Source organism: Microbacterium sp. Z6_144 (genome assembly GCF_057197625.1).
On sequence record NZ_JBXVPT010000003.1, the window covers coordinates 23,905 to 41,664 of the forward strand.

A 17,760-nucleotide genomic window follows, 5' to 3' on the forward strand; every position below is an offset into this window, starting at 1 on the left:
TGTGCATGTCGTCCGCGTGCGCGCGAGTGGCGTCGCCGGACAACCTTCACAGTGTATCCGATGCTCGCGCGCGCTGCACGTCGGCCAGGATGCGGTCGAGCCCGGCGAGCCCCGGTGCCTGCGCGATCTCCGCCGCGAGTGCCCGTGCGCGGATGCGGTAGCGGTCATCGGAGAGCACGGTGCGGACCGCTGCCCGCACGCTGTCGGGCTTCGGCCGGCTCGATCTGAGGTTGATCCCGGCGCCACTCCATCCGACGCGGGCCGAGACTTCGATCTTGTCCTCGGTCTGTCCGGCCACCACGAGCGGGATACCGGCGGCGAGCGCCTGATGCACACCCCCGTAACCACCGTTCGTGACGAGCACGTCCACGCGGGGCAGCAGCTGGTCGTAGGGCAGGTAGGTGGCCACCCGTGCATTGGCGGGGAGATCGCGCAGCCCGTCCACCGGGCGGCCGCCGGTGCTGGCCACGACGAGGACGTCCTCGTCGGCGAGCGCGGCGAAGGTGGGCTCGAGCAGCTGAGAGGTGTCGGCGTTCGCGGCGGTGCCCTGCGTGACGTGGACGACGAGTCGCGTGGTGTCCAGGTCGCCCCACCATTCGGGCAGGTCCGCGTGGGGGGAGGAGGGCCGGAGCGGGCCCACGAACGTGACGTTGTCCGACAGGTCCGACCGCGGATACTCGAAGCCGGCGACGGTGAACTGGGCCAGCGCATCCGCACCGCGGGTCCAGTCGAGGAAGAACCGGCTGAGGGGGTGCCCGATCACCTCTGACGCCAGGGCGTTCGCCGCCCGGGTGACCGGGGCGAAGACGCCCTTCTCGGCGACGACGGTGAGAGCGGCGTTGCGGACGCGCCCGAGTACACCTCGCATCGGCGCGATGCCCAGCCCGAAGGGAGCCGTGTCCCGGCTCTTCGAGCTGAGGGGGAAGATGCCGAGCGCGATGATCGGCGGGCGCTCGGAAGCCGGAAGCTCTGCCAGGAGCACCACGCCGATGAAGATCGGTTCGGTGAGGATCGCGTCCACCGGCTCAGCGGCGAGGATCGAGCGCACCACCTCGTACTGCGCGCGGCCGGGGGCGAGAAACAGGTTGAGCATGTCGAAGCGGATCGCCGCCGGGCCGCGCAACCCGGCCCGCTCGGGGAAGGCCGGACCGGGGTCATCCAGGTCCACATCGGCCGCCGCCGGCAGCGGCACGAAGTGCGCACCGGATTCGTTCACGCGTTCCGCGTAGCGGGGGCTGGTGAGAAAGAGCACGCGCTCGCCGGCGGCCGCAAGGTGGCGCGCGACCGCCAGCAGCGGCGCGATGTGACCGTGGGCGGGCGTGCAGGTGATGAGGTACGTGGACATGGGGGATCCTCACAACGGTTGGGTGACCCGTCAGAGTGTTGTTGCTCCCCTCGGCGGAGTCAACGACAAAATGCTGAGAATCGACTAAACCGCTGAGAAGCACGGAGCAGCACGCCCTCTCGCCCCCCGGACGCACACGTATGCCGCCATCGGTCGGTAGCGTGACCTGCATGGAGTGGACCGACGACGTCACCGCCGGCACGTGGATCCGTGAGCGGCTCGATCCCGAGGACCGGCGCGCTACCCTGCACCACTTCGTCCCGCGTGGGTTCCCGGCGTACGCGCGCATCTCCAACGCCGCGAGCGGGCCGGCCGAGGGCGACGAGGACGCGGCGCAGGAGGGTCGCCTGGATGCGGCGAAACTCAGCGCGGTCACGAGGCACCTCGCGCAGCACACCCGCACCGCGGATGACGTGTACATCGCCGTCTGGGAGGGGTGGGGCGGGCTGGTCGGATCCTTCGCCTCGGCCCCCGCCAGGATCGCCCTCGCCACCTCCGACGACGATGACCCCGCTGTCATGAATCACCACCGCGTCATGCTTGAGCGCAGCATCCACGACCCGTTCAACAACGTCTTCCGCAAGCCGGTGTGGCAGCCCGGACTGCTCTCGGACGACATCTCCCATGGCCCCCGGCTGGAGCTGCCCGATCGCGACCACGTCCTCTTCCGCGGCTCGCTCGGCGAGCTCGCCGATCCGGGATGGGCCTCGCGCGTGCCCTGGGCCGAGGACCGCCCGGAATGGACCGCGTCGCCGAGCCTGATCTGGCCCGCCGACCGCGCCTGGGTGCTCGTCACCGAGGTGGACGACAACTCCACGACCGTTGGCGGGAGCCCCGACCTCGTCCGCGCGCTCTGCAGCGACCCGGCGATCGAGGGCCGGGCGATCCGCGCGGACACCAGCCTCTCGGGGAACGCCGCCGAGGTGGACCGGTGAGCACTCCCACCCCGATCACGTTCGACGCGCAGCCGCTCACCGAACCTGTCGACCGTGCCGCGGCGAAGGCCTTCGTGCGCGAGCTGCGCGCGCAGGGGAAGGTCTCGGGGTCCTCCGTGGCCGGGATCCTGATCGGCTCGATCGTCGTCGTGTTCATGCTCGTCGTGTTCGGCGCGGTCTTCGGCGCGGTGGCGTCGGCGCTGAGCTCATCCGGAGGCGGCGTGTTCGGGCTCGTCTCGGTCGTGCCCTTCCTGTTCATCGCCGTGGTCATCGTGATCGTCGTGGTGGCCATGGTCCGCGGCGGTAGCGCCGTCCGGTGGTATCGTCTCGACCGATTCGCGCGGGCGAACGGGATGGCCTTCACCCCCGTCATCGCCGCACCGGCGCTGCCCGGCATGATCTTCCACCTCGGTAACTCGCGCGAGGCCAGTGACCTCGTGCGCGGTGCCCAGCCGCGATTCGTGGAGTTCGCGAACTACCGGTTCACCACGGGGTCGGGAAAGAACCGCACGACCCACAAGTGGGGCTATGTGGCGGTGAAGCTCGACGTGCCTCTCCCGCACATCGTGTTGGATGCGGTCGGCAACAACGGCCTGTTCGGTGCATCCAACCTGCCCGCCGCCTTCGACCGCGACCAACGGCTGAGCCTCGAGGGTGACTTCGACAAATACTTCTCGCTCTACTGCCCCGCCGACTACGAGCGCGACGCGCTGTACCTGTTCACGCCCGACATCATGGCCCGCTTCATCGACAATGCCGCCGCGCTGGATGTCGAGATCGTCGATGACTGGCTCTTCCTCTACGCCAAGCGCGACCTGTCCACCCTCGACCCGGCGACGTGGGCGTGGCTGTTCACCCTCGTCGCCGCGCTGCTGGACAAGCTCGCCCAATGGGCGCGCTGGCGCGACGATCGGCTCGCGGCGACCGGCATCCCGGCGACGGATGCGGTGGCCTCGGGCATTCCCGGAGCCACCGCGGCGGAGCCACCGCCGCTCACCCCGCCGCCTCCGGGCGTCGCGCCGCAGGGGCGGCGGCTCAAACGGAGCTTCTCGTGGGTGACCGTGGTCTTCCTGGTGCTCGGCGTCGGATGGTGGCTGCTCACCGCGGTGTTCGGCGTTCTCGGCAACTGACCGGCGGCAACGTCAGGGAAGGTCAGCGGTTCATGTCCGCGAAGAGCTCGACGGACGCATCCAGCGCCTCTGCGTACCCCATCTCGGCGAAGCGGTAGAAGGCGGGCCGCCCGACGCGCGCGATGGCCCCCGCGCGAGCGGCTTTGCCGAGCCACTCCTCCGCCGCCGCGAAAAGCGCACCGGGTTCGGCGATCGCGTTGAGCAGGCCGACCTCCCGCGCGCGCTCCGCGGAGAACGGCTCGCCCGACCCCACGTTCTCCATGGCCGCCCTCGCCCCCAGCCGTTGGATCAACGGCACCTGCGCCACCATCGGCCAGATGCCCAGGGATACCTCGCGCGTTCCGATCACCGCATCCGGAACCGCCACGGCGTAGTCCACGGCCGCGACGATGGATGCTCCGGACGCGACGGCATCGCCGTTGACGGCCGCGACGACCGGAGTGCCGAGGGTCGGCAGGTACTTCAACAGGGCGGCGAGCGCGGTGGCGAACTCCACCGGGTCACCGCCGGCCTGGAGCGCGGGGAGGTCCAGACCGCTGCAGAAGACCTCCCCGGCGCCGGTGAGGATGATGCCGGTCACCTCCGGATCGGCGTCGGCGGCCCTCAACTGCTCGGTCAGGTCGGCGAGAACCTCCGGGTTCAGGAGGTTCCCCGTGCCGGCCGGGTTCACGATGGTGATCGTCGAGATGCTCACGGGAGCGCCCCTTCCTGGGAGACGGCGATGCAAGCACGGTATCGAATCGGCGGCCACCCACTCCGCCGCCGCGCGGCCCCGCCGCCCCATCATGAGGGCGGCGCCCGATGCGGCGGTCGGAGGATCGCGGCGCCGTCGGACGATTCTCCGCGGATGCTCCGACCAACGTGCGATCCTCCGACGTCGAGTGTCGCCCCGACCGCGCCGCGCCCGATGCCACGGTCGGAGGATCGCAGCGCCGTCGGACGATTCTCCGCGGATGCTCCGACCAACGTGCGATCCTCCGACGTTCGAGCGGCGCCACGCCGCGCGGCCGGGGCGAGGGTCAGGCGCGGGCGGCCCACCACGTGCGGAGGCGCCGCTCGGCCTCCTCCTCGCCGAGAGGGCCTTCGTCCAGGCGCAGGTCGAGCAGGAACCGGTAGGCCTCGCCCACGTCGCGGCCGGGGGGGATGCCGAGCACCTCCTGGATGCGGTTGCCATCCAGCTCGGGGCGCACCGAGTCGATCTGCTCCTGTTCGCGCAGGGCGGCGATACGCGCCTCGATGTCGTCGTATGCGCCGGCCAGGCGCGCGGCTTTGCGCCGGTTGCGCGTGGTGACATCGGCCCGGGTGATGATGTGGAGTCGTTCGAGTTCGTCGCCGGCGTCGCGCACGTACCGGCGGACGGCGGAGTCGGTCCACGCGCCCTCGGCGTACCCGAAGAAGCGGAGGTGCAGCTCGATGAGCGTGGTGACCGACCGGATCGTGTCGGAGTCGAAGCGCAGGGCCTGCAGTCGCTTGCGCGCGAGACGGGCGCCCTTGACGTCGTGGTGATGGAAGGTCACCGTCCCACCGGGCTCCAGGCGGCGCGTCGCCGGCTTCCCGATGTCGTGGAGGAGAGCCGCCAGCCGCAGCGGCACGTCGGGGGCCGCACCGGGATACCGCGCGTGTTCGAGCTCGATCGTCTGTCGCAGCACGGTCAGGGAGTGCTCGTAGACGTCCTTGTGGTGATGGTGCTCGTCCACCTCGAGCCGAAGCGCGGGCACTTCGGGCAGGAAGAGGTCCATCAGGCCCGTGTCGACGAGGATCCGCAGGCCCGGTACGGGGTCATCGGTGGCCAGCATCCGCACCAGCTCCGACTGGATGCGCTCGGCGCTGACGATCGAGAGCGTCGAACCGAGCTCGGCCACCGCGGCGAGCGTCGCCGGGTCGACCTCGAAGCCGAGTTGGGACGAGAAGCGCGCGGCGCGCAGCATCCGGAGGGGGTCGTCGCCGAAGCTCACCTCCGGCTCGGTGGGCGTGCGCAGACGCCGTCCGATCAGATCCTCCACGCCGCCGGTCGGATCCACCAGCGTCTTGCCCGGCACCCGCAGCGCCATCGCGTTGACGGTGAAGTCGCGTCGCACCAGGTCTTCTTCCAGCGTCTCGCCGAACGCGACGGTGGGCTTGCGGGTCACGCCGTCGTAGCTGTCGGCGCGGTAGGTCGTGATCTCCACCTGCTCGCCCGAGACGCGGGCGCCGATCGTTCCGAAATCGCGCCCCACGTCCCAGCGCGCGCTCGAGATGGGCGTGACGATCCGGAGGATGTCGTCAGGACGCGCGTCGGTGGTGAAGTCGAGGTCGTGCGTCTCGCGCCCGAGAAGCGCGTCGCGCACGGGCCCGCCCACGACGGCGAGTTCGTGTCCGGCGTCGGCGAAGGCGCGTCCGAGACGGGAGACGACGGCGGAGTCGGCCAACGCGTCCAGGCGCGCGACACCCTCGGCCATGTTCAGCATGCGTCGAGCCTAACCGGGCGGGAACCGCCGCGATCAGTCGGCGAAACGGAGGAAGCCGGTGAACACCAGCTCGCGCACCCGGGGGAACAGGTCTGCCCGTAGTGCTGCCGCATCCACCTCCATCAGCTGCGCGACCGCGTCGACGAGCCGGCCGAGTTCGAGGTCGCCGTCGCTGGCACCGACGACCGCGGCCAGGGCCGGGTCGACCGGCAGCGACCGCGCGAAACCGCCACCCTGGCGCAACTCGATCACCGTCGGGGCCTCTTCGCCGGGCCGGTGGTGGCGCGCTTCGGTCACGTCGGGGGCGACGGTGAACCGCGATGCGGCGAGCCCGTCGTCGCCGAGGGCCGCCAACCGGACGTGAGCGGCGAGAGAAGCCGCCAGGTGCTCGCCCGACGGCGCCGACCCGCCCTCCACGCGCTCGTAGCGCGCGAGCGAGGCCTCGCCCGACGCGGGGCGGTGCAGCAGCACGTACCCGAACCCGATCTCCGTCACTCCGCGCGCCGAGAAATCATCGAGCCACGCGTCGATGAGCTCCGCGTACTGCGGCGTGCCGGAAACGGTGCCCCCGTCGCGGACCCACAGCTCGGCGTAGGCGAGCGGGTCGATGCGTTCGCGTTCGACGACCCAGGCGTCCAGCGGAACACCGGATGCGGCCACCCACGCCCGCACGCGATCGAGACCCTCCTCGCCGCCGTGGCTCTCCCAGTTTCCCAGCAGCTGCACGACGCCGCCGGGAGCCAGGTGCGCGCCCACACCGGTGACCACCTCCGCGACCAGCCCGTCGCCCACGCGGCCGCCGTCGCGGTACTCGTACGCGGGCACTCCCACCGCCCGCGGCGTGATGACGAACGGCGGGTTCGTGACGATGCGGACGAACCGTTCGTCGGCCACCGGGTCGAACAGGCTCCCCGACCGCGTCTGGATGCCGTCCACCCCGTTGAGGTGCGCGTTCAGCTCCGTGAACCGCAGCGCCCGCTCGGAGACGTCGGTCGCGACGACCCGCTCCGCGCCGCCCCGCCGCATCCGCAGCGCCTGGATGCCGCATCCCGTGCCGAGGTCGAGACACGTGCCTGCCGCATCCGGCAGCTGCAGACGGGCCAGGGTAAGGGATGCGCCGCCCACGCCCAGCACGTGATCCTCGGGGAGCGGTCCGCCCAGCGCCGCCTCGTCGAGATCGCTCGCGATCCACCACTCACCCTCGCCGCGCTCGTCGACGAAGGCCTGCGGACGCACCATCGCCGCCGCCGTCACGGTGTCGCCGTCGATCTCGGCGAGCCCGAGCCGAACCAGTCCGGCGGCGCGGATCTGCGGGAGGGCCCGGTCCACGTGCGCCACCGGCTGAGGCACGGCCAGAGCCAGGAGGCGCGCGACCACCGCCAGCGGGTCGGTCCGCTCTCCGAGTGCACGCAGTGCGGGTCCGCGCAGGCCGCGCGGGATCGCTCCATCCGCCTCCGCCGTCCATGCGGCGCGGAGCGCATCCGAGGTGTACCCGCCCGCTCGGAGGTCGGCGGCGAGCGCCGCGGCGAGCACGGGATCGGGATGCGGCAACATCCCTCCATTCAATCGTCCCGCGGGGCGCACGGGGAGCTCGGAGCCGACGCCCATAGAATCGCTGCGGTGCGGTCGCCCTGTTGCCCGCGCCGGAGCCTCATGATCCGAACATCTCCCGCCCCGGCCCGTGCGCCGCGTCACCGTCTGACGCGACGCCTGTTCGCGACCGGTGCGGCGGTGGTGCTCGCTGTCACAGGAGGCGCTTCCGCGCACGCCGCCACCCCCACGCCGTCACCGACGGGCCCGGTTCTCAGCGGCGAGGTGGAGCTGACACTGTCACCGGCGGCGAACGGGATCGTGCGCGGCGGCGAGGCGCTCGCCGTGTCGGTGACGATGGACAACGGCACGCCCGACTCCCTCGCCGCCACCGAGGTGACCCTTGAACTCGGCCCCGGCCCACTCCCCGACCGCAGCGCGCTGGGAGCATGGCTCTCCAGCGCACCGTCCTCCGCTCTCCCCGTCGTGGGGTCGGCACCGGTCTCCCCGCTCGCATCCGGGGCCGATACGACCTCCACCATCGTCGTGGCACCCGAACACCCTGCTCTGGCCACGCTCGGTCCCGGCGTCTACCCGCTGCAGGCGAGGGCCGTCGTCGATGGGGACACACTCGTCTCGACGAGCGTCCTGGTCGTGCCCGACGACGCGGTGACCGCATCCGTCGGCATCGTCGTCCCCATCACCGCCCCACCGGGCACCGCGGGGCTCGTGAGCATCGAGGAGCTGACCGCCCTCACCGCGATCGACGGAGCGCTCACCGCCCAGCTGGATGCGGTGGAGGGGACGGCCGCGATCCTGGCGATCGACCCGGCGGTGCCCGCGGCCATCCGCGCGCGGGGAACGGCCGCCCCACCGACGGCGATCGAATGGCTCGCCCGCCTGGAGGCGCTGCCCAACCAACGGTTCGCGCTGCAGTTCGGCGACGCGGATGTGACGCCGCAGATGCAGGCGGGACTTCCCGCCCCCCTGCAGCCGACGTCGCTGGTGTCCTACGTCTCGGCGCAAGACATCGCGGCGCCGGAAACACCGACGGCGACCCCCACCCCGGGGGCGGAGACTCAGGACGAACCGCAGCTTCCCGACCTCACGCAATTGACCGCGATCGGACCGCACGCCCACGCGGGCGTCTTCTGGCCCGCAGGCGACACGGCCGGCTCCGATGTGGTGGCCGCGCTCGGGGCGACGACCGTGGCCGGGGCGCCTCCCCTGACTCTGGTGCCCTCATCGACCACGTCCACCGGCGAGGGCAACCGCACCGCCCGCGCTCGCGCCACAGCCGCCGGGTCTCAGCTCCTCGTGTACGACTCCGCCGTGTCGGCAGCGCTGGACCGTGCCGCCGACCAGCCGGAGCCCTCGCGACGGGGCGCACCACTGGCTGAGGCCACCGCCTACCTCTCGTTCGCGGCCCGGGAGAGCGGGGGTCAGCCGCTGCTGGTCACGGTGGACCGCGGCACCGATCGCGAGCGCCTGAGCCTCCGGGCCGCGATCAGTGCCGCGACCCCGACGCCGGGGGTCGCCCCCCTCGGATTGGCGGAACTGGCCGCGGCCGAGCCCGTCGAGGTGAGCGTGCGGGAGATCCCCGCCGATGCGGCGGCGGTCGGCAACGTCATGCAGCTGCTCGCCGAGGAGACCGAGGTGGCCAGCTTCGCGACCATCCTGGACGACCCCGCGCTCCTCACCGGCCGCCAACGTGCCGAGATCCTGCAGCTGCTGTCGGTCGGATGGCGCGCGGATGCGGAGGCGGCGTCCGCCGCGTTCGCCCGTCACCGCGAACGCACGCGCGAAACGCTGGATGCGGTGGGGATCCTCCCCTCCAGCGTGCTCAATCTCATCAGCTACGACGCGAATTTCGGCCCGTGGGTGCGCAACGACCTGCCCTATCCGGTGAACCTGGAACTCGTCGCCCAGCCGAACGACGCTCGCCTCATCGTCACCGAACGCACACCGGTGCTCGCGTCCGCGGCGAGCAACACGCGCGTCACCATCCCCGTTCAGGCGCGCGTCGGAAGCGGCACCGTCACCGTCACGATGCAGCTGTACAGCCCCACCGGCGTCCCCATCGGCACCGTGCAGAGCTCAGAGGTCGAGGTGCGCGCCGAATGGGAGACCATCGGCCTGGTGATCCTCGTGTCTCTCATGGTGTTGTTCTTCGGGCTCGGGATCGTGCGCACCGTGCTGCGGCGCCGCGCCCGCGCGCGTGAACAGGCCGCGGCCACCCTGGAGCCGGAGGTCCGCACGGACACGCCCCCGCCGGGGGTGACCGAGTGAGCAACCTCGGGCGCGCCAGCCTGCTGCACCGCCGCCTCGGTGGCATCGGCACGGCGAGCTGGCTGGCCTCGCTCGGGCGCTTCGTCCTCGCCACGCTCCCCGCTGCCGCAGCGGGATGGGGCGCGTACCTCCTCCTCGGCGGCGCGGAGGGCTGGACGACCTCGGACAAGCTGGTCGGTGCACTCGGTGCAGCGATCATCGGCAGCGTCGTGCTCGCCGTCTATCTCGGCGTCCTCGCGCTGTTCCGTACCCCCGAGCTGACCCCCGCGGTACGGATGCTCTCGCGTTTCCTGCCCCGCCGCTGAGCCCCCGAGCCGGGGAATATCCGCGGGCTACGATGGGTTGAAAGCCGAGGAAACTACGAAGGGGGCGCGCACGTGCGTCACGTCATCATCATCGGATCGGGCCCCGCTGGTTACACCGCGGCCATTTACGCTGCCCGAGCGAACCTGGAGCCGCTGGTCATCGCGAGCTCGGTCGAGGCCGGCGGTGAGCTCATGAACACCACGGACGTGGAGAACTTCCCCGGGTTCCCGGAGGGCATTCAGGGTCCCGACCTCATGACCCGGATGCAGGCGCAGGCCGAGCGCTTCGGCGCGGAGGTCGTGTACGACGACGTCGTGTCGCTCGACCTCGACGGCGACGTCAAGACGGTCACGCTGGGAAGCGGCACGGTGCACACCGCCGCATCCGTCATCTACGCCACCGGCTCGGCCTACCGCAAGCTCGGTCTCGCCGGCGAGGAGCGCCTGTCCGGCCGCGGGGTGTCGTGGTGCGCCACCTGCGACGGATTCTTCTTCCGCGACCGCACGATCGCAGTCGTCGGCGGCGGAGACTCTGCGATGGAGGAGGCGACCTTCCTGACGAAGTTCGCGTCGAAGGTGTACATCATCCACCGCAAGGACACGCTGCGCGCTTCGAAGATCATGCAGGAGCGGGCCTTCGCCAACGAGAAGATCGAGTTCGTCTGGAACGCCGAGGTCGCCGACATCCTGGGCGACGAAGCGGTCAGCGGCATCGTGCTGCGCTCGACCGTCGACGGTTCGACGCGTCAACTGCCGCTGGACGGCCTGTTCGTGGCGATCGGCAACGACCCCCGCACGCACCTCGTCCACGGAAAGCTCGACCTCACGGCCGAGGGCACGATCTGGGTGGACGGGCGGTCCTCGCGCACGTCGCTTCCCGGGGTGTTCGCCGCGGGTGACGTCATCGACCACACCTACCGCCAGGCCATCACCGCCGCCGGCACGGGAACCGTGGCAGCCCTGGACGTCGAGCATTACCTCGCCGCGCGTGGCCAGGCCGGACAGCCTGCGGCGAGCGAGGACCAGATCGTCGGTCTCCCGGGCGCAGCGGCGGCCTGAGGAACAATCCCGCCGCCACCGGCGTTGTAGCCGGCGACAGTTTTACCCGAACAAGGAGATGACAATGAGCGCAAAGGCCACGACCTCCGCGACCTTCGAGCAGGACGTGCTGCAGGCCGACGGTCCCGTGCTGGTGGATTTCTGGGCTGTGTGGTGCGGTCCCTGCCGGATGGTGTCCCCCATCCTGGACGAGATCGCGGCCGAGAACCCGGACAAGATCACCGTTCTCAAGCTCAACGTCGATGAGAACCCCGACCTCGCCATGAAGTACCAGATCACGTCGATTCCGGCGATGAAGGTCTTCCAGGGCGGCGAGGTCAAGACCACCATCATCGGCGCCAAGCCGAAGTTCGCTCTCGAGAAGGACCTCGCCGATTTCATCGGCTGACACACCGAGCCACGAAACCCCGTCGACCCACGGTCGGCGGGGTTTTCTGCGATCCGGAACGACCCCCGCGGACTCGCCCTACGAGGCGTCGAGCCGCACGGTCGCGTCCCAGCGCCGGTGCGTCTCCTCCTCGCCCAGGAGCCGCCAGACGGCACGGGTGAGCGGCGGGTATTCGATGGCGATCTGCCGAAGCACCCGATAGTGGCGCGCGCGGTTGGGCCTGACCCCACCGTTCTCCGCGATGTTCTCGGCGCGCAACGTCAGCACGACGAGCTCGTCCACCGTGGGGAGATCCTCCATGAACTCCCACGGGTCTTCGCCATCGAGCAGGCGTTCGTGAACCAGGACCGATAATTCGTCGGCCGCCTCTGCACGCAGCAGCTCCAGGCTCGCCCTCCGGCGTGGCCGGTCGTCATGAGTTGCCATACCTCCAGCGTACGACCGACCGCCGCCGCCGAGGACCCCGCGCGCCATCCCGCGGAGGGGGGAACACGGATATGCCCGAAACGGAATACGCCTCCGGGTCAGCCCCCGAACCCGTCTTCGCCCAGCTCCGCGAGAATGCGGTTCAAATCCTGGACCGTCGCGAAATCTATCACGACCTGGCCTTTTCTCGCCGATAGCGACACCCGGACGCGGGTGTTCAGGCGATCGCCGAGCCGTTCGGCAACCTCATCCAGATGCCCGCGGCGCGATCCGGCCTTCGGCGCAGCCCCGCGCCGGGCGCCCCCCTGGGAGCTCTTCGCGACGGCCTCGGCGGCCCGCACCGAGAGGTCTTCGTTCACGATCTTGTCCGCGAGTTTGCGCATCGCCGACTCGTCGTCGAGCGACAGGATGGCCCGGGCGTGCCCCGCGCTCAACACGCCTGCCGCCACCCGCTGCTGCACCGGGACGGGCAGGCGGAGGAGGCGGATGGTGTTGCTGATCTGCGGGCGGGAGCGGCCGATCCGTGAGGCGAGTTCCTCCTGCGTGATCCCGAAGTCCTCGAGCAGCTGCTGGTACGCGGACGCCTCCTCCAGAGGGTTCAGCTCCGACCGGTGGAGGTTCTCCAGCAGGGCGTCGCGCAGAAGGTGTTCGTCCGCCGTGTCACGCACGACCGCCGGGATCACGTCGAGACCCGCCTCACGCGCGGCGCGCGTGCGGCGCTCACCCATGATGAGTTCGTATCGGCCCTCCCCCACGTCACGGACGACGATCGGCTGCAGCACGCCGAACTCCCGGACACTGTGAACAAGCTCCGCCAGGTCATCCGCGTCGAAGATCGTGCGCGGCTGGCGAGGGTTCGGCACCACCGCGTGCGGGCTGATGTGCACCAGGCGCGCGCCGGGTACGGCGACGAGGTCGTCGGCCGGCGCCGCATCCGCCGGTGTGGCCGATTCGGCCGGGGCACCCGGGAAGAAAACGTCGACCGGACGCGCCTCCGACGGCTCCGCCGTGGGGATCAGTGCACCGATCCCCCGTCCTAGTCCAGTCCTCTTCACCATCAGGAGCCCTTCTTCTTCGTGCCTCGTTGGATGATCTCGACCGCCGCCTCACGGTAGGCCACCGCCCCAGCGGACTGACCGTCGTACGCGATCACCGTCTGCCCGAAGCTGGGCGCCTCGGACACACGGACCGAGCGCGGGATCACGGTTCGCAGGACCTCGTCCGGGAAGTGCGTGCGCACCTCCTCCGCCACCTGCTGCGCCAGCCGAGTGCGTCCGTCGTACATGGTGAGGACGATCGTGGAGACGTGCAGCTCGGTGTTCAGGTGGCGCTGAATCATGCGCACGCTGCCGAGCAGCTGGCTGAGGCCCTCGAGCGCGTAGTACTCGCACTGGATGGGAATCAGCACCTCGCTCGCCGCGGTGAAGGCGTTGATCGTCAGCAGCCCGAGCGAAGGCGGGCAATCGATGATCACGAAGTCCATGCGGTTCTCGTCTACCGCGAGATAGTCATCGAGCGCCGTACGCAGGCGGTGCTCACGCGCCACCTGGGACACGAGCTCGATCTCGGCGCCCGCGAGGTGGATCGTGCTGGGCGCGCAGAAGAGATTGGGGGATTCCGGGCTCTGCTGAACGATGTCAGCGAGGGGGAATTCGTCGATGAGCACGTCGTAGACGCTCGGCGTATCGGCAGTGTGTGGAACGCCCAGGGCGGTGGATGCGTTTCCCTGTGGATCGAGGTCGATCACCAGGACGCGCGCGCCGACGGCGGCCAACGCGGCCGCCAGGTTCACCGCGGTCGTGGTCTTCCCCACCCCGCCCTTCTGGTTGGACACCGTGAACACCCTGGTACTCGTAGGGAGATCGACGGCCACATCCTCCAGGGCACGGCGCCGGGCGGAGAGATCCGCCAACTCGCGCGCGATCGGGGAGTCGAACGTCACACCGGACCCCGAGTCGTCGGATTGTTTCACGTGAAACGCTCTCCCTTGGCACTCGGTTCCGGACGGTTCAGTCTACCCGGGGCATCCGTCCCTCCCGACCGCGCCACGGCCGCCCTACTCGCGGCATTCACGCTCCCACAGGAGGAAATCTGGCGTCACCGGAGCGCGCGGGTAAGTCCGGATGTTTCACGTGAAACATTATCGGGGCGCGCGGCCTGGGCGCTCCAGCAGAGGTGCGTCTCGGTAGGCGGTTCTCTCTGTACCCCCAGGGAAGTTCGTGCGTGCCCCGCACGCACGGCAGCGAAGGTGCACGACACGCGTGAACCACCTATGTTTCACGTGAAACATCGTGCCGGCACGCCCGCTGCTCAGCCGAATTGACGTGCGGCGTGCGCTGGGCGCCAACGGGCAGGCGCCCGTGTGAGCGAGGGCTCGCCTGGCCACTGGCGCGCGCGACGCCAGTGCTCACGTCGACCTCCGTCCCCTGCTCCGGGCCGCTTGTCCGTGGGCCGGCCCTGTGTCGGTGGCTTCCCGAGCGCTGCCCTCTCGGGCGTCATCATGATTCCTGGTCACGCCCGTCCCACTGAGTGGCTATGGCCCTCCGCGCTCCTCGATAGGGCCGAATTCGGTGGTGCGTGGCCGCGGCGGGTGCGTCGCCGCGGCGCGAGGGTCCCCCGCGCTGGGGCACCGCTTTCCCGCGGATCCGACTCCGCTCCTGACCGTTGCCTGCATAACGACAGGGCCCGGACGGGCCCGCGGCTCGTCGGCCGAGTACCGCCGCCGGCATCCGCCGCGTGCCCTCACGACAGGCCGCCGGTCACGCCACGCAACCGGGTGGAGCACCGCGAGAGAGGCGACCCTGATGCTGTCCACACGGCACGCCGCCACCTCGCCATTCCCGCGAGGGTCCGATGTTTCACGTGAAACATGGGGCGGATAAGCGCGAGCACCCGCACGCACCCGTGCCCAGGCGCGGCCCCTGGTGACCCAGATGTTTCACGTGAAACATGCCCGCGGCCACCGCGCGCGCGACGGTGCGCGTCCCCCACCTGGTCCGTGGCACCCGCCTCCGCCACACCACCGCCGCACGCGCCTATGTCCCACCGAATCGGGCCCCGCGGGTTCCTGCGCGCTTCTGCGCGGTCGCTCGGGCAACGTCTGAGCGCGTTCGGCAACCAGCAGTCCGTCGTCGCGGACAGCCGCAGGCGCGGCGACCCTGCTCGCCCGGACGGAAGCCAAACGCCCCCCGCCATGGAGGAGCCGCCCCGCTATGTGTTTCACGTGAAACATCCCCGGGGGAGCGGTTCACGAGCGCGCGCGTGTGTGAATGCGCGTATCCACGGCAGCCCTCCGAGCGGACGGCCACTGCACGCGCGTCCCTAAGCCAGCGGTAGTAGGCTAGCCGTCCGCGCGACGCCAGAACCCGGTGTGCGTCAGCCGCGCCGGCGCCGCCCCGCCGTGACGGGCATCGCTCGGTGACCCCGCGGTGACGAGCACTGCTCCGTGTCCCCGCGCACGCCCCGGCACCGCCTGAGCGTGCCGGCACGTGGGTAATCGCGCCAGGCAGTGGATTCGGCAGTGATCTTTGCGCTGCACCGCCTCACCAACCCATCCGCACCCGCGGGGTCTCACATGCTGCAGCTCGAGAGCGGGCGGAACGGGGATGAGTCGTGTCAGCCGCGCACGACGGCTCGGAAGACGCGGGTCGGATCATCCAAGAGCCCCTCACCAACGGGCTCCACGCGTACGTCCGACAGGCGATGAGCGCGAATCTGTTTGCGGGCCGCCCCCACCTCAGCCGCCACATTCGCTCCCTTGAGCAGGATGAGCTGCCCGCCGTCCCGCACGAGGGGAGCGGTCCACGGGATCAGGGTGCGCAGCGCGCTGACTGCTCGTGCCGTCACCATGTCGAGCGAGCCCGCGCCGGGCCAATCCTCGCTCCGAGAGCGAACGACTTCCACATTCTCCAGGCCCAGCGCATCCACCTGCTCGGTCAGCCACGCGGTACGGCGTTCCATCGGCTCGATGAGCAGCCATTCCACGTCGGGGCGCGCGATCGCCAGGACGAGGCCGGGAAGCCCAGCCCCTGATCCGACATCCCCCACCCGGCCGGAGAACAGCGGAGCCACCACCGCGCTATTGAGGATGTGGCGCGACCACAGGCGCCCCGCCTCCAGTGGGCCGATCAGGCCGCGTTCCTCGCCGTGTGCGCCCAGCGCCTCCGTGAAGGCGCGCGCCAACTCGATCCGGTCTCCGAAGATGACCGCCGCGGCAGCCGGCTCCGGCTCGAGATCGGTCATCGATGTTTCACGTGGAACGTCACGCGCGGCGCAGCACCGTGTGGCGGTCGGCGCCTTCGCCGTACGACTCGGACACCAGCCCACGGTCGGCGGCGATGTCGTGGATCAACTTCCGCTCGTAACTCGACATCGGCGGGAGGGATGCCTGCGACGCGCCGCCTTCCAGGCGCTCCAGGGCACGCTCGACAAGCTGCTCGAGCTCGCGCTGACGGGTGTCGCGCGAACCGGCGATGTCAAGGATGAGGCGGGAGAAGCGTCCGGTCCGGTTCTGGACGGCAAGACGCGTGAGTTCCTGCAGGGCCTGCACGGTCTCGGGGTCGGACAACCGAGCGAGAGACCCGGATGACTCGGCCTCCACCGAGACATACGCACGTCCACCGCGCACATCCAGCGCCAGATCACCGTCGAGGTCGGCGATATCGAGGAGCTCTTCGAGGTAGTCCGCGGCAATATCGCCTTCCTGGACCAGCTGCTCGTCGGTGACGGGCGCTGCGGAGGCGGGTGCGACGTCGGTGGATTCGGAAGTCATGGTCGTCCTTCGGACATCAGGAGGCGGTCGGAGAGTCAGGCGTTCCGGGGGAGGAGCCGGGGGTATCGCGCGCGCCGGGCGCCGGGGAGCCGCCACTGCCCGATCCGGGACGCTTGGCCGGGCCCTGCTGCTTCTTCGCCCGCTGCTTGCTGACAGGTTGCTGGCGCTTGCGTGCGGCGGCGCGGGCTCGCTCGGCCTCTTCGAAAAGCCGCTGCTGCTCGGCCTGGTACTTCTCCATCGAGATGACCTTGCCGCTGGAGTCGATGGCCTTCCCCTTGCGGGCAAGGCGCTCTTCGCGTGCCTTGGCGGCATCGGATCCGGGAGTGGGCATTTCGCGAATCACCACGAACTGCTGGACCATCGTCCACAGGTTGCTGACGAACCAGTAGATGACGACGCCGAGAGGGAAGAAGACACCCGAGAAGATGAACGCCAGCGGAAGGATGTAGAGCATCACCTTCTGCATCTGGTACGCCTGGCCGGTCTTCGCCTCGGGGGAGAGGTTCTTCGAGATGATCTGCAGCTGGGTGAAGAACTGCGACACGATCATCAGCACGACCAGGACCACCAGGATGGCGATGGCCACACCGTTCTGGGTCTCGAACGCATTGATCAGGGTCGCGTGAAGGGACGCGACCCCGAACAGCTGGGCGTCGTAGAACTCCTGGGTCAGCTCGTTGTTGAGCAGGCCCACCCCGGAGAACTCCGGATTGGCGGCGATCTTCTGCACGTCGTTGAGCACGCTGAACAGCGCGAAGAAGATGGGCATCTGCACGAGCAGGGGCAGACAGCTCGACACCGGTGTGGTGCCGTGCTTCTTATACAGCGCCATGGTCTCGCGACTCATGGCCTCCCGCGAGAGCTGGTCCTTCTTGCCGCGGTACTTTTCCTGAACTTTCCGCAGTTCAGGGGCGATTTCCATCATTTTCCGCTGGCTCTTGATCTGCCGCACGAAGAGCGGGATGAGCGCCGACCGCAGCACGATCACGAGCCCGATGATCGACAGCACCCACGTGATGCCATCCGCCGGTGGAAGCCCGATGTAGGTGAAGAGGGAGTGCCACCCGACGAGCACGAGCTCGACCAGCCACTTCAGCGGCCAGAGAATGGTTCCAATCAGGTCGAATCCCACGGA

Annotated in this window: 16 protein-coding genes; 6 read left to right on the forward strand and 10 right to left on the reverse strand. The window is 70.1% G+C overall.

Features of this window, described 5'->3' with window-relative positions; all coding sequences use genetic code 11:
- Window positions 1-46: 46 nt before the first annotated feature.
- Complete coding sequence (locus AC2DGY_RS15415; RefSeq protein WP_484510649.1) at window positions 47-1,345, reverse strand: glycosyltransferase; 1,299 nt, start codon at window positions 1,343-1,345, stop codon at window positions 47-49.
- 170 nt (window positions 1,346-1,515) lie between these two features.
- Here AC2DGY_RS15415 and AC2DGY_RS15420 point away from each other — a divergent pair, with 170 nt between their 5' ends.
- Window positions 1,516-2,280 carry a hypothetical protein gene (locus tag AC2DGY_RS15420; protein WP_484510650.1) on the forward strand — a complete coding sequence of 255 codons (765 nt, stop codon included), beginning with the start codon at window positions 1,516-1,518 and terminating at the stop codon, window positions 2,278-2,280.
- Window positions 2,277-3,410, forward strand: coding sequence for a hypothetical protein (locus tag AC2DGY_RS15425; RefSeq protein ID WP_484510651.1), 1,134 nt, complete (start codon window positions 2,277-2,279; stop codon window positions 3,408-3,410). Before AC2DGY_RS15420 ends, AC2DGY_RS15425 begins: the two co-directional genes overlap by 4 nt.
- Window positions 3,411-3,432: 22 nt before the next feature.
- Here the strand turns inward: AC2DGY_RS15425 and AC2DGY_RS15430 are convergent, their stop codons facing one another.
- The 3 genes from AC2DGY_RS15430 to AC2DGY_RS15440 all read right to left on the reverse strand — a co-directional run bounded on the left by AC2DGY_RS15430 (window position 3,433) and on the right by AC2DGY_RS15440 (window position 7,411).
- Window positions 3,433-4,104 (reverse strand): enoyl-CoA hydratase/isomerase family protein, encoded by a 672-nt coding sequence (locus AC2DGY_RS15430; protein WP_484510652.1) that lies wholly within the window; start codon window positions 4,102-4,104, stop codon window positions 3,433-3,435.
- A 325-nt stretch (window positions 4,105-4,429) separates the two neighbouring features.
- Entirely contained in the window at window positions 4,430-5,857 is a 1,428-nt protein-coding gene (locus tag AC2DGY_RS15435) for a CCA tRNA nucleotidyltransferase (protein ID WP_484510653.1), read from the reverse strand.
- Window positions 5,858-5,890: 33 nt separating this feature from the next.
- Window positions 5,891-7,411, reverse strand: a complete 1,521-nt coding sequence (locus tag AC2DGY_RS15440) for a DUF7059 domain-containing protein (RefSeq protein ID WP_484510654.1) — start codon at window positions 7,409-7,411, stop codon at window positions 5,891-5,893.
- A gap of 99 nt (window positions 7,412-7,510) precedes the next feature.
- Between AC2DGY_RS15440 and AC2DGY_RS15445 the strand changes: the two genes are divergently transcribed.
- The 4 genes from AC2DGY_RS15445 (at window position 7,511) to trxA (ending at window position 11,428) form a co-directional block, all read left to right on the forward strand.
- The gene (locus AC2DGY_RS15445) at window positions 7,511-9,676 is read left to right on the forward strand and encodes a DUF6049 family protein (protein ID WP_484510655.1); all 2,166 of its coding nucleotides are present in this window, start codon (window positions 7,511-7,513) and stop codon (window positions 9,674-9,676) included.
- Window positions 9,673-9,981, forward strand: coding sequence for a hypothetical protein (locus tag AC2DGY_RS15450; RefSeq protein ID WP_484510656.1), 309 nt, complete (start codon window positions 9,673-9,675; stop codon window positions 9,979-9,981). The genes AC2DGY_RS15445 and AC2DGY_RS15450 overlap by 4 nt, the downstream gene beginning before the upstream one ends.
- A 72-nt stretch (window positions 9,982-10,053) precedes the next feature.
- A complete protein-coding gene (gene trxB / locus AC2DGY_RS15455; RefSeq protein ID WP_484510657.1) occupies window positions 10,054-11,040 on the forward strand; it encodes a thioredoxin-disulfide reductase in 987 nt (328 codons plus the stop codon).
- A 64-nt stretch (window positions 11,041-11,104) separates the two neighbouring features.
- On the forward strand, window positions 11,105-11,428 hold the full coding sequence (gene trxA / locus AC2DGY_RS15460; protein ID WP_484510658.1) for a thioredoxin: 324 nt from the start codon (window positions 11,105-11,107) through the stop codon (window positions 11,426-11,428).
- A 78-nt stretch (window positions 11,429-11,506) separates the two neighbouring features.
- Here trxA and AC2DGY_RS15465 read toward each other — a convergent pair whose 3' ends face one another.
- From AC2DGY_RS15465 to yidC, 6 genes are all read right to left on the reverse strand, one after another.
- Window positions 11,507-11,854, reverse strand: a complete 348-nt coding sequence (locus AC2DGY_RS15465) for a tryptophan synthase subunit alpha (protein WP_484510659.1) — start codon at window positions 11,852-11,854, stop codon at window positions 11,507-11,509.
- 98 nt (window positions 11,855-11,952) lie between these two features.
- Window positions 11,953-12,912: a ParB/RepB/Spo0J family partition protein gene (locus tag AC2DGY_RS15470; RefSeq protein WP_484510660.1), complete on the reverse strand. Its 960-nt coding sequence runs from the start codon at window positions 12,910-12,912 to the stop codon at window positions 11,953-11,955.
- Complete coding sequence (locus AC2DGY_RS15475; protein WP_484510661.1) at window positions 12,912-13,826, reverse strand: ParA family protein; 915 nt, start codon at window positions 13,824-13,826, stop codon at window positions 12,912-12,914. Before AC2DGY_RS15475 ends, AC2DGY_RS15470 begins: the two co-directional genes overlap by 1 nt.
- A gap of 1,643 nt (window positions 13,827-15,469) precedes the next feature.
- The gene (rsmG, locus tag AC2DGY_RS15480; protein ID WP_484510662.1) at window positions 15,470-16,096 is read right to left on the reverse strand and encodes a 16S rRNA (guanine(527)-N(7))-methyltransferase RsmG; all 627 of its coding nucleotides are present in this window, start codon (window positions 16,094-16,096) and stop codon (window positions 15,470-15,472) included.
- A gap of 19 nt (window positions 16,097-16,115) precedes the next feature.
- The gene (locus AC2DGY_RS15485) at window positions 16,116-16,625 is read right to left on the reverse strand and encodes a Jag family protein (RefSeq protein ID WP_484510663.1); all 510 of its coding nucleotides are present in this window, start codon (window positions 16,623-16,625) and stop codon (window positions 16,116-16,118) included.
- A 16-nt stretch (window positions 16,626-16,641) separates the two neighbouring features.
- Window positions 16,642-17,757, reverse strand: a complete 1,116-nt coding sequence (yidC, locus tag AC2DGY_RS15490) for a membrane protein insertase YidC (RefSeq protein ID WP_484510664.1) — start codon at window positions 17,755-17,757, stop codon at window positions 16,642-16,644.
- Between the last annotated feature and the right edge of the window lie 3 nt (window positions 17,758-17,760).

Excerpts from the sequence above, each read along its gene's own strand:
- AC2DGY_RS15485 (WP_484510663.1), bottom strand. The coding sequence starts at position 16,625 with ATGACTTCCGAATCCACCGACGTCGCACCCGCCTCCGCAGCGCCCGTC.
- AC2DGY_RS15465 (WP_484510659.1), bottom strand. The coding sequence starts at position 11,854 with ATGGCAACTCATGACGACCGGCCACGCCGGAGGGCGAGCCTGGAGCTG.
- AC2DGY_RS15420 (WP_484510650.1), top strand. The coding sequence starts at position 1,516 with ATGGAGTGGACCGACGACGTCACCGCCGGCACGTGGATCCGTGAGCGG.
- AC2DGY_RS15470 (WP_484510660.1), bottom strand. The coding sequence starts at position 12,912 with ATGGTGAAGAGGACTGGACTAGGACGGGGGATCGGTGCACTGATCCCC.
- AC2DGY_RS15440 (WP_484510654.1), bottom strand. The coding sequence starts at position 7,411 with ATGTTGCCGCATCCCGATCCCGTGCTCGCCGCGGCGCTCGCCGCCGAC.
- AC2DGY_RS15415 (WP_484510649.1), bottom strand. The coding sequence starts at position 1,345 with ATGTCCACGTACCTCATCACCTGCACGCCCGCCCACGGTCACATCGCG.
- trxA (WP_484510658.1), top strand. The coding sequence starts at position 11,105 with ATGAGCGCAAAGGCCACGACCTCCGCGACCTTCGAGCAGGACGTGCTG.
- rsmG (WP_484510662.1), bottom strand. The coding sequence starts at position 16,096 with ATGACCGATCTCGAGCCGGAGCCGGCTGCCGCGGCGGTCATCTTCGGA.
- AC2DGY_RS15435 (WP_484510653.1), bottom strand. The coding sequence starts at position 5,857 with ATGCTGAACATGGCCGAGGGTGTCGCGCGCCTGGACGCGTTGGCCGAC.
- AC2DGY_RS15445 (WP_484510655.1), top strand. The coding sequence starts at position 7,511 with ATGATCCGAACATCTCCCGCCCCGGCCCGTGCGCCGCGTCACCGTCTG.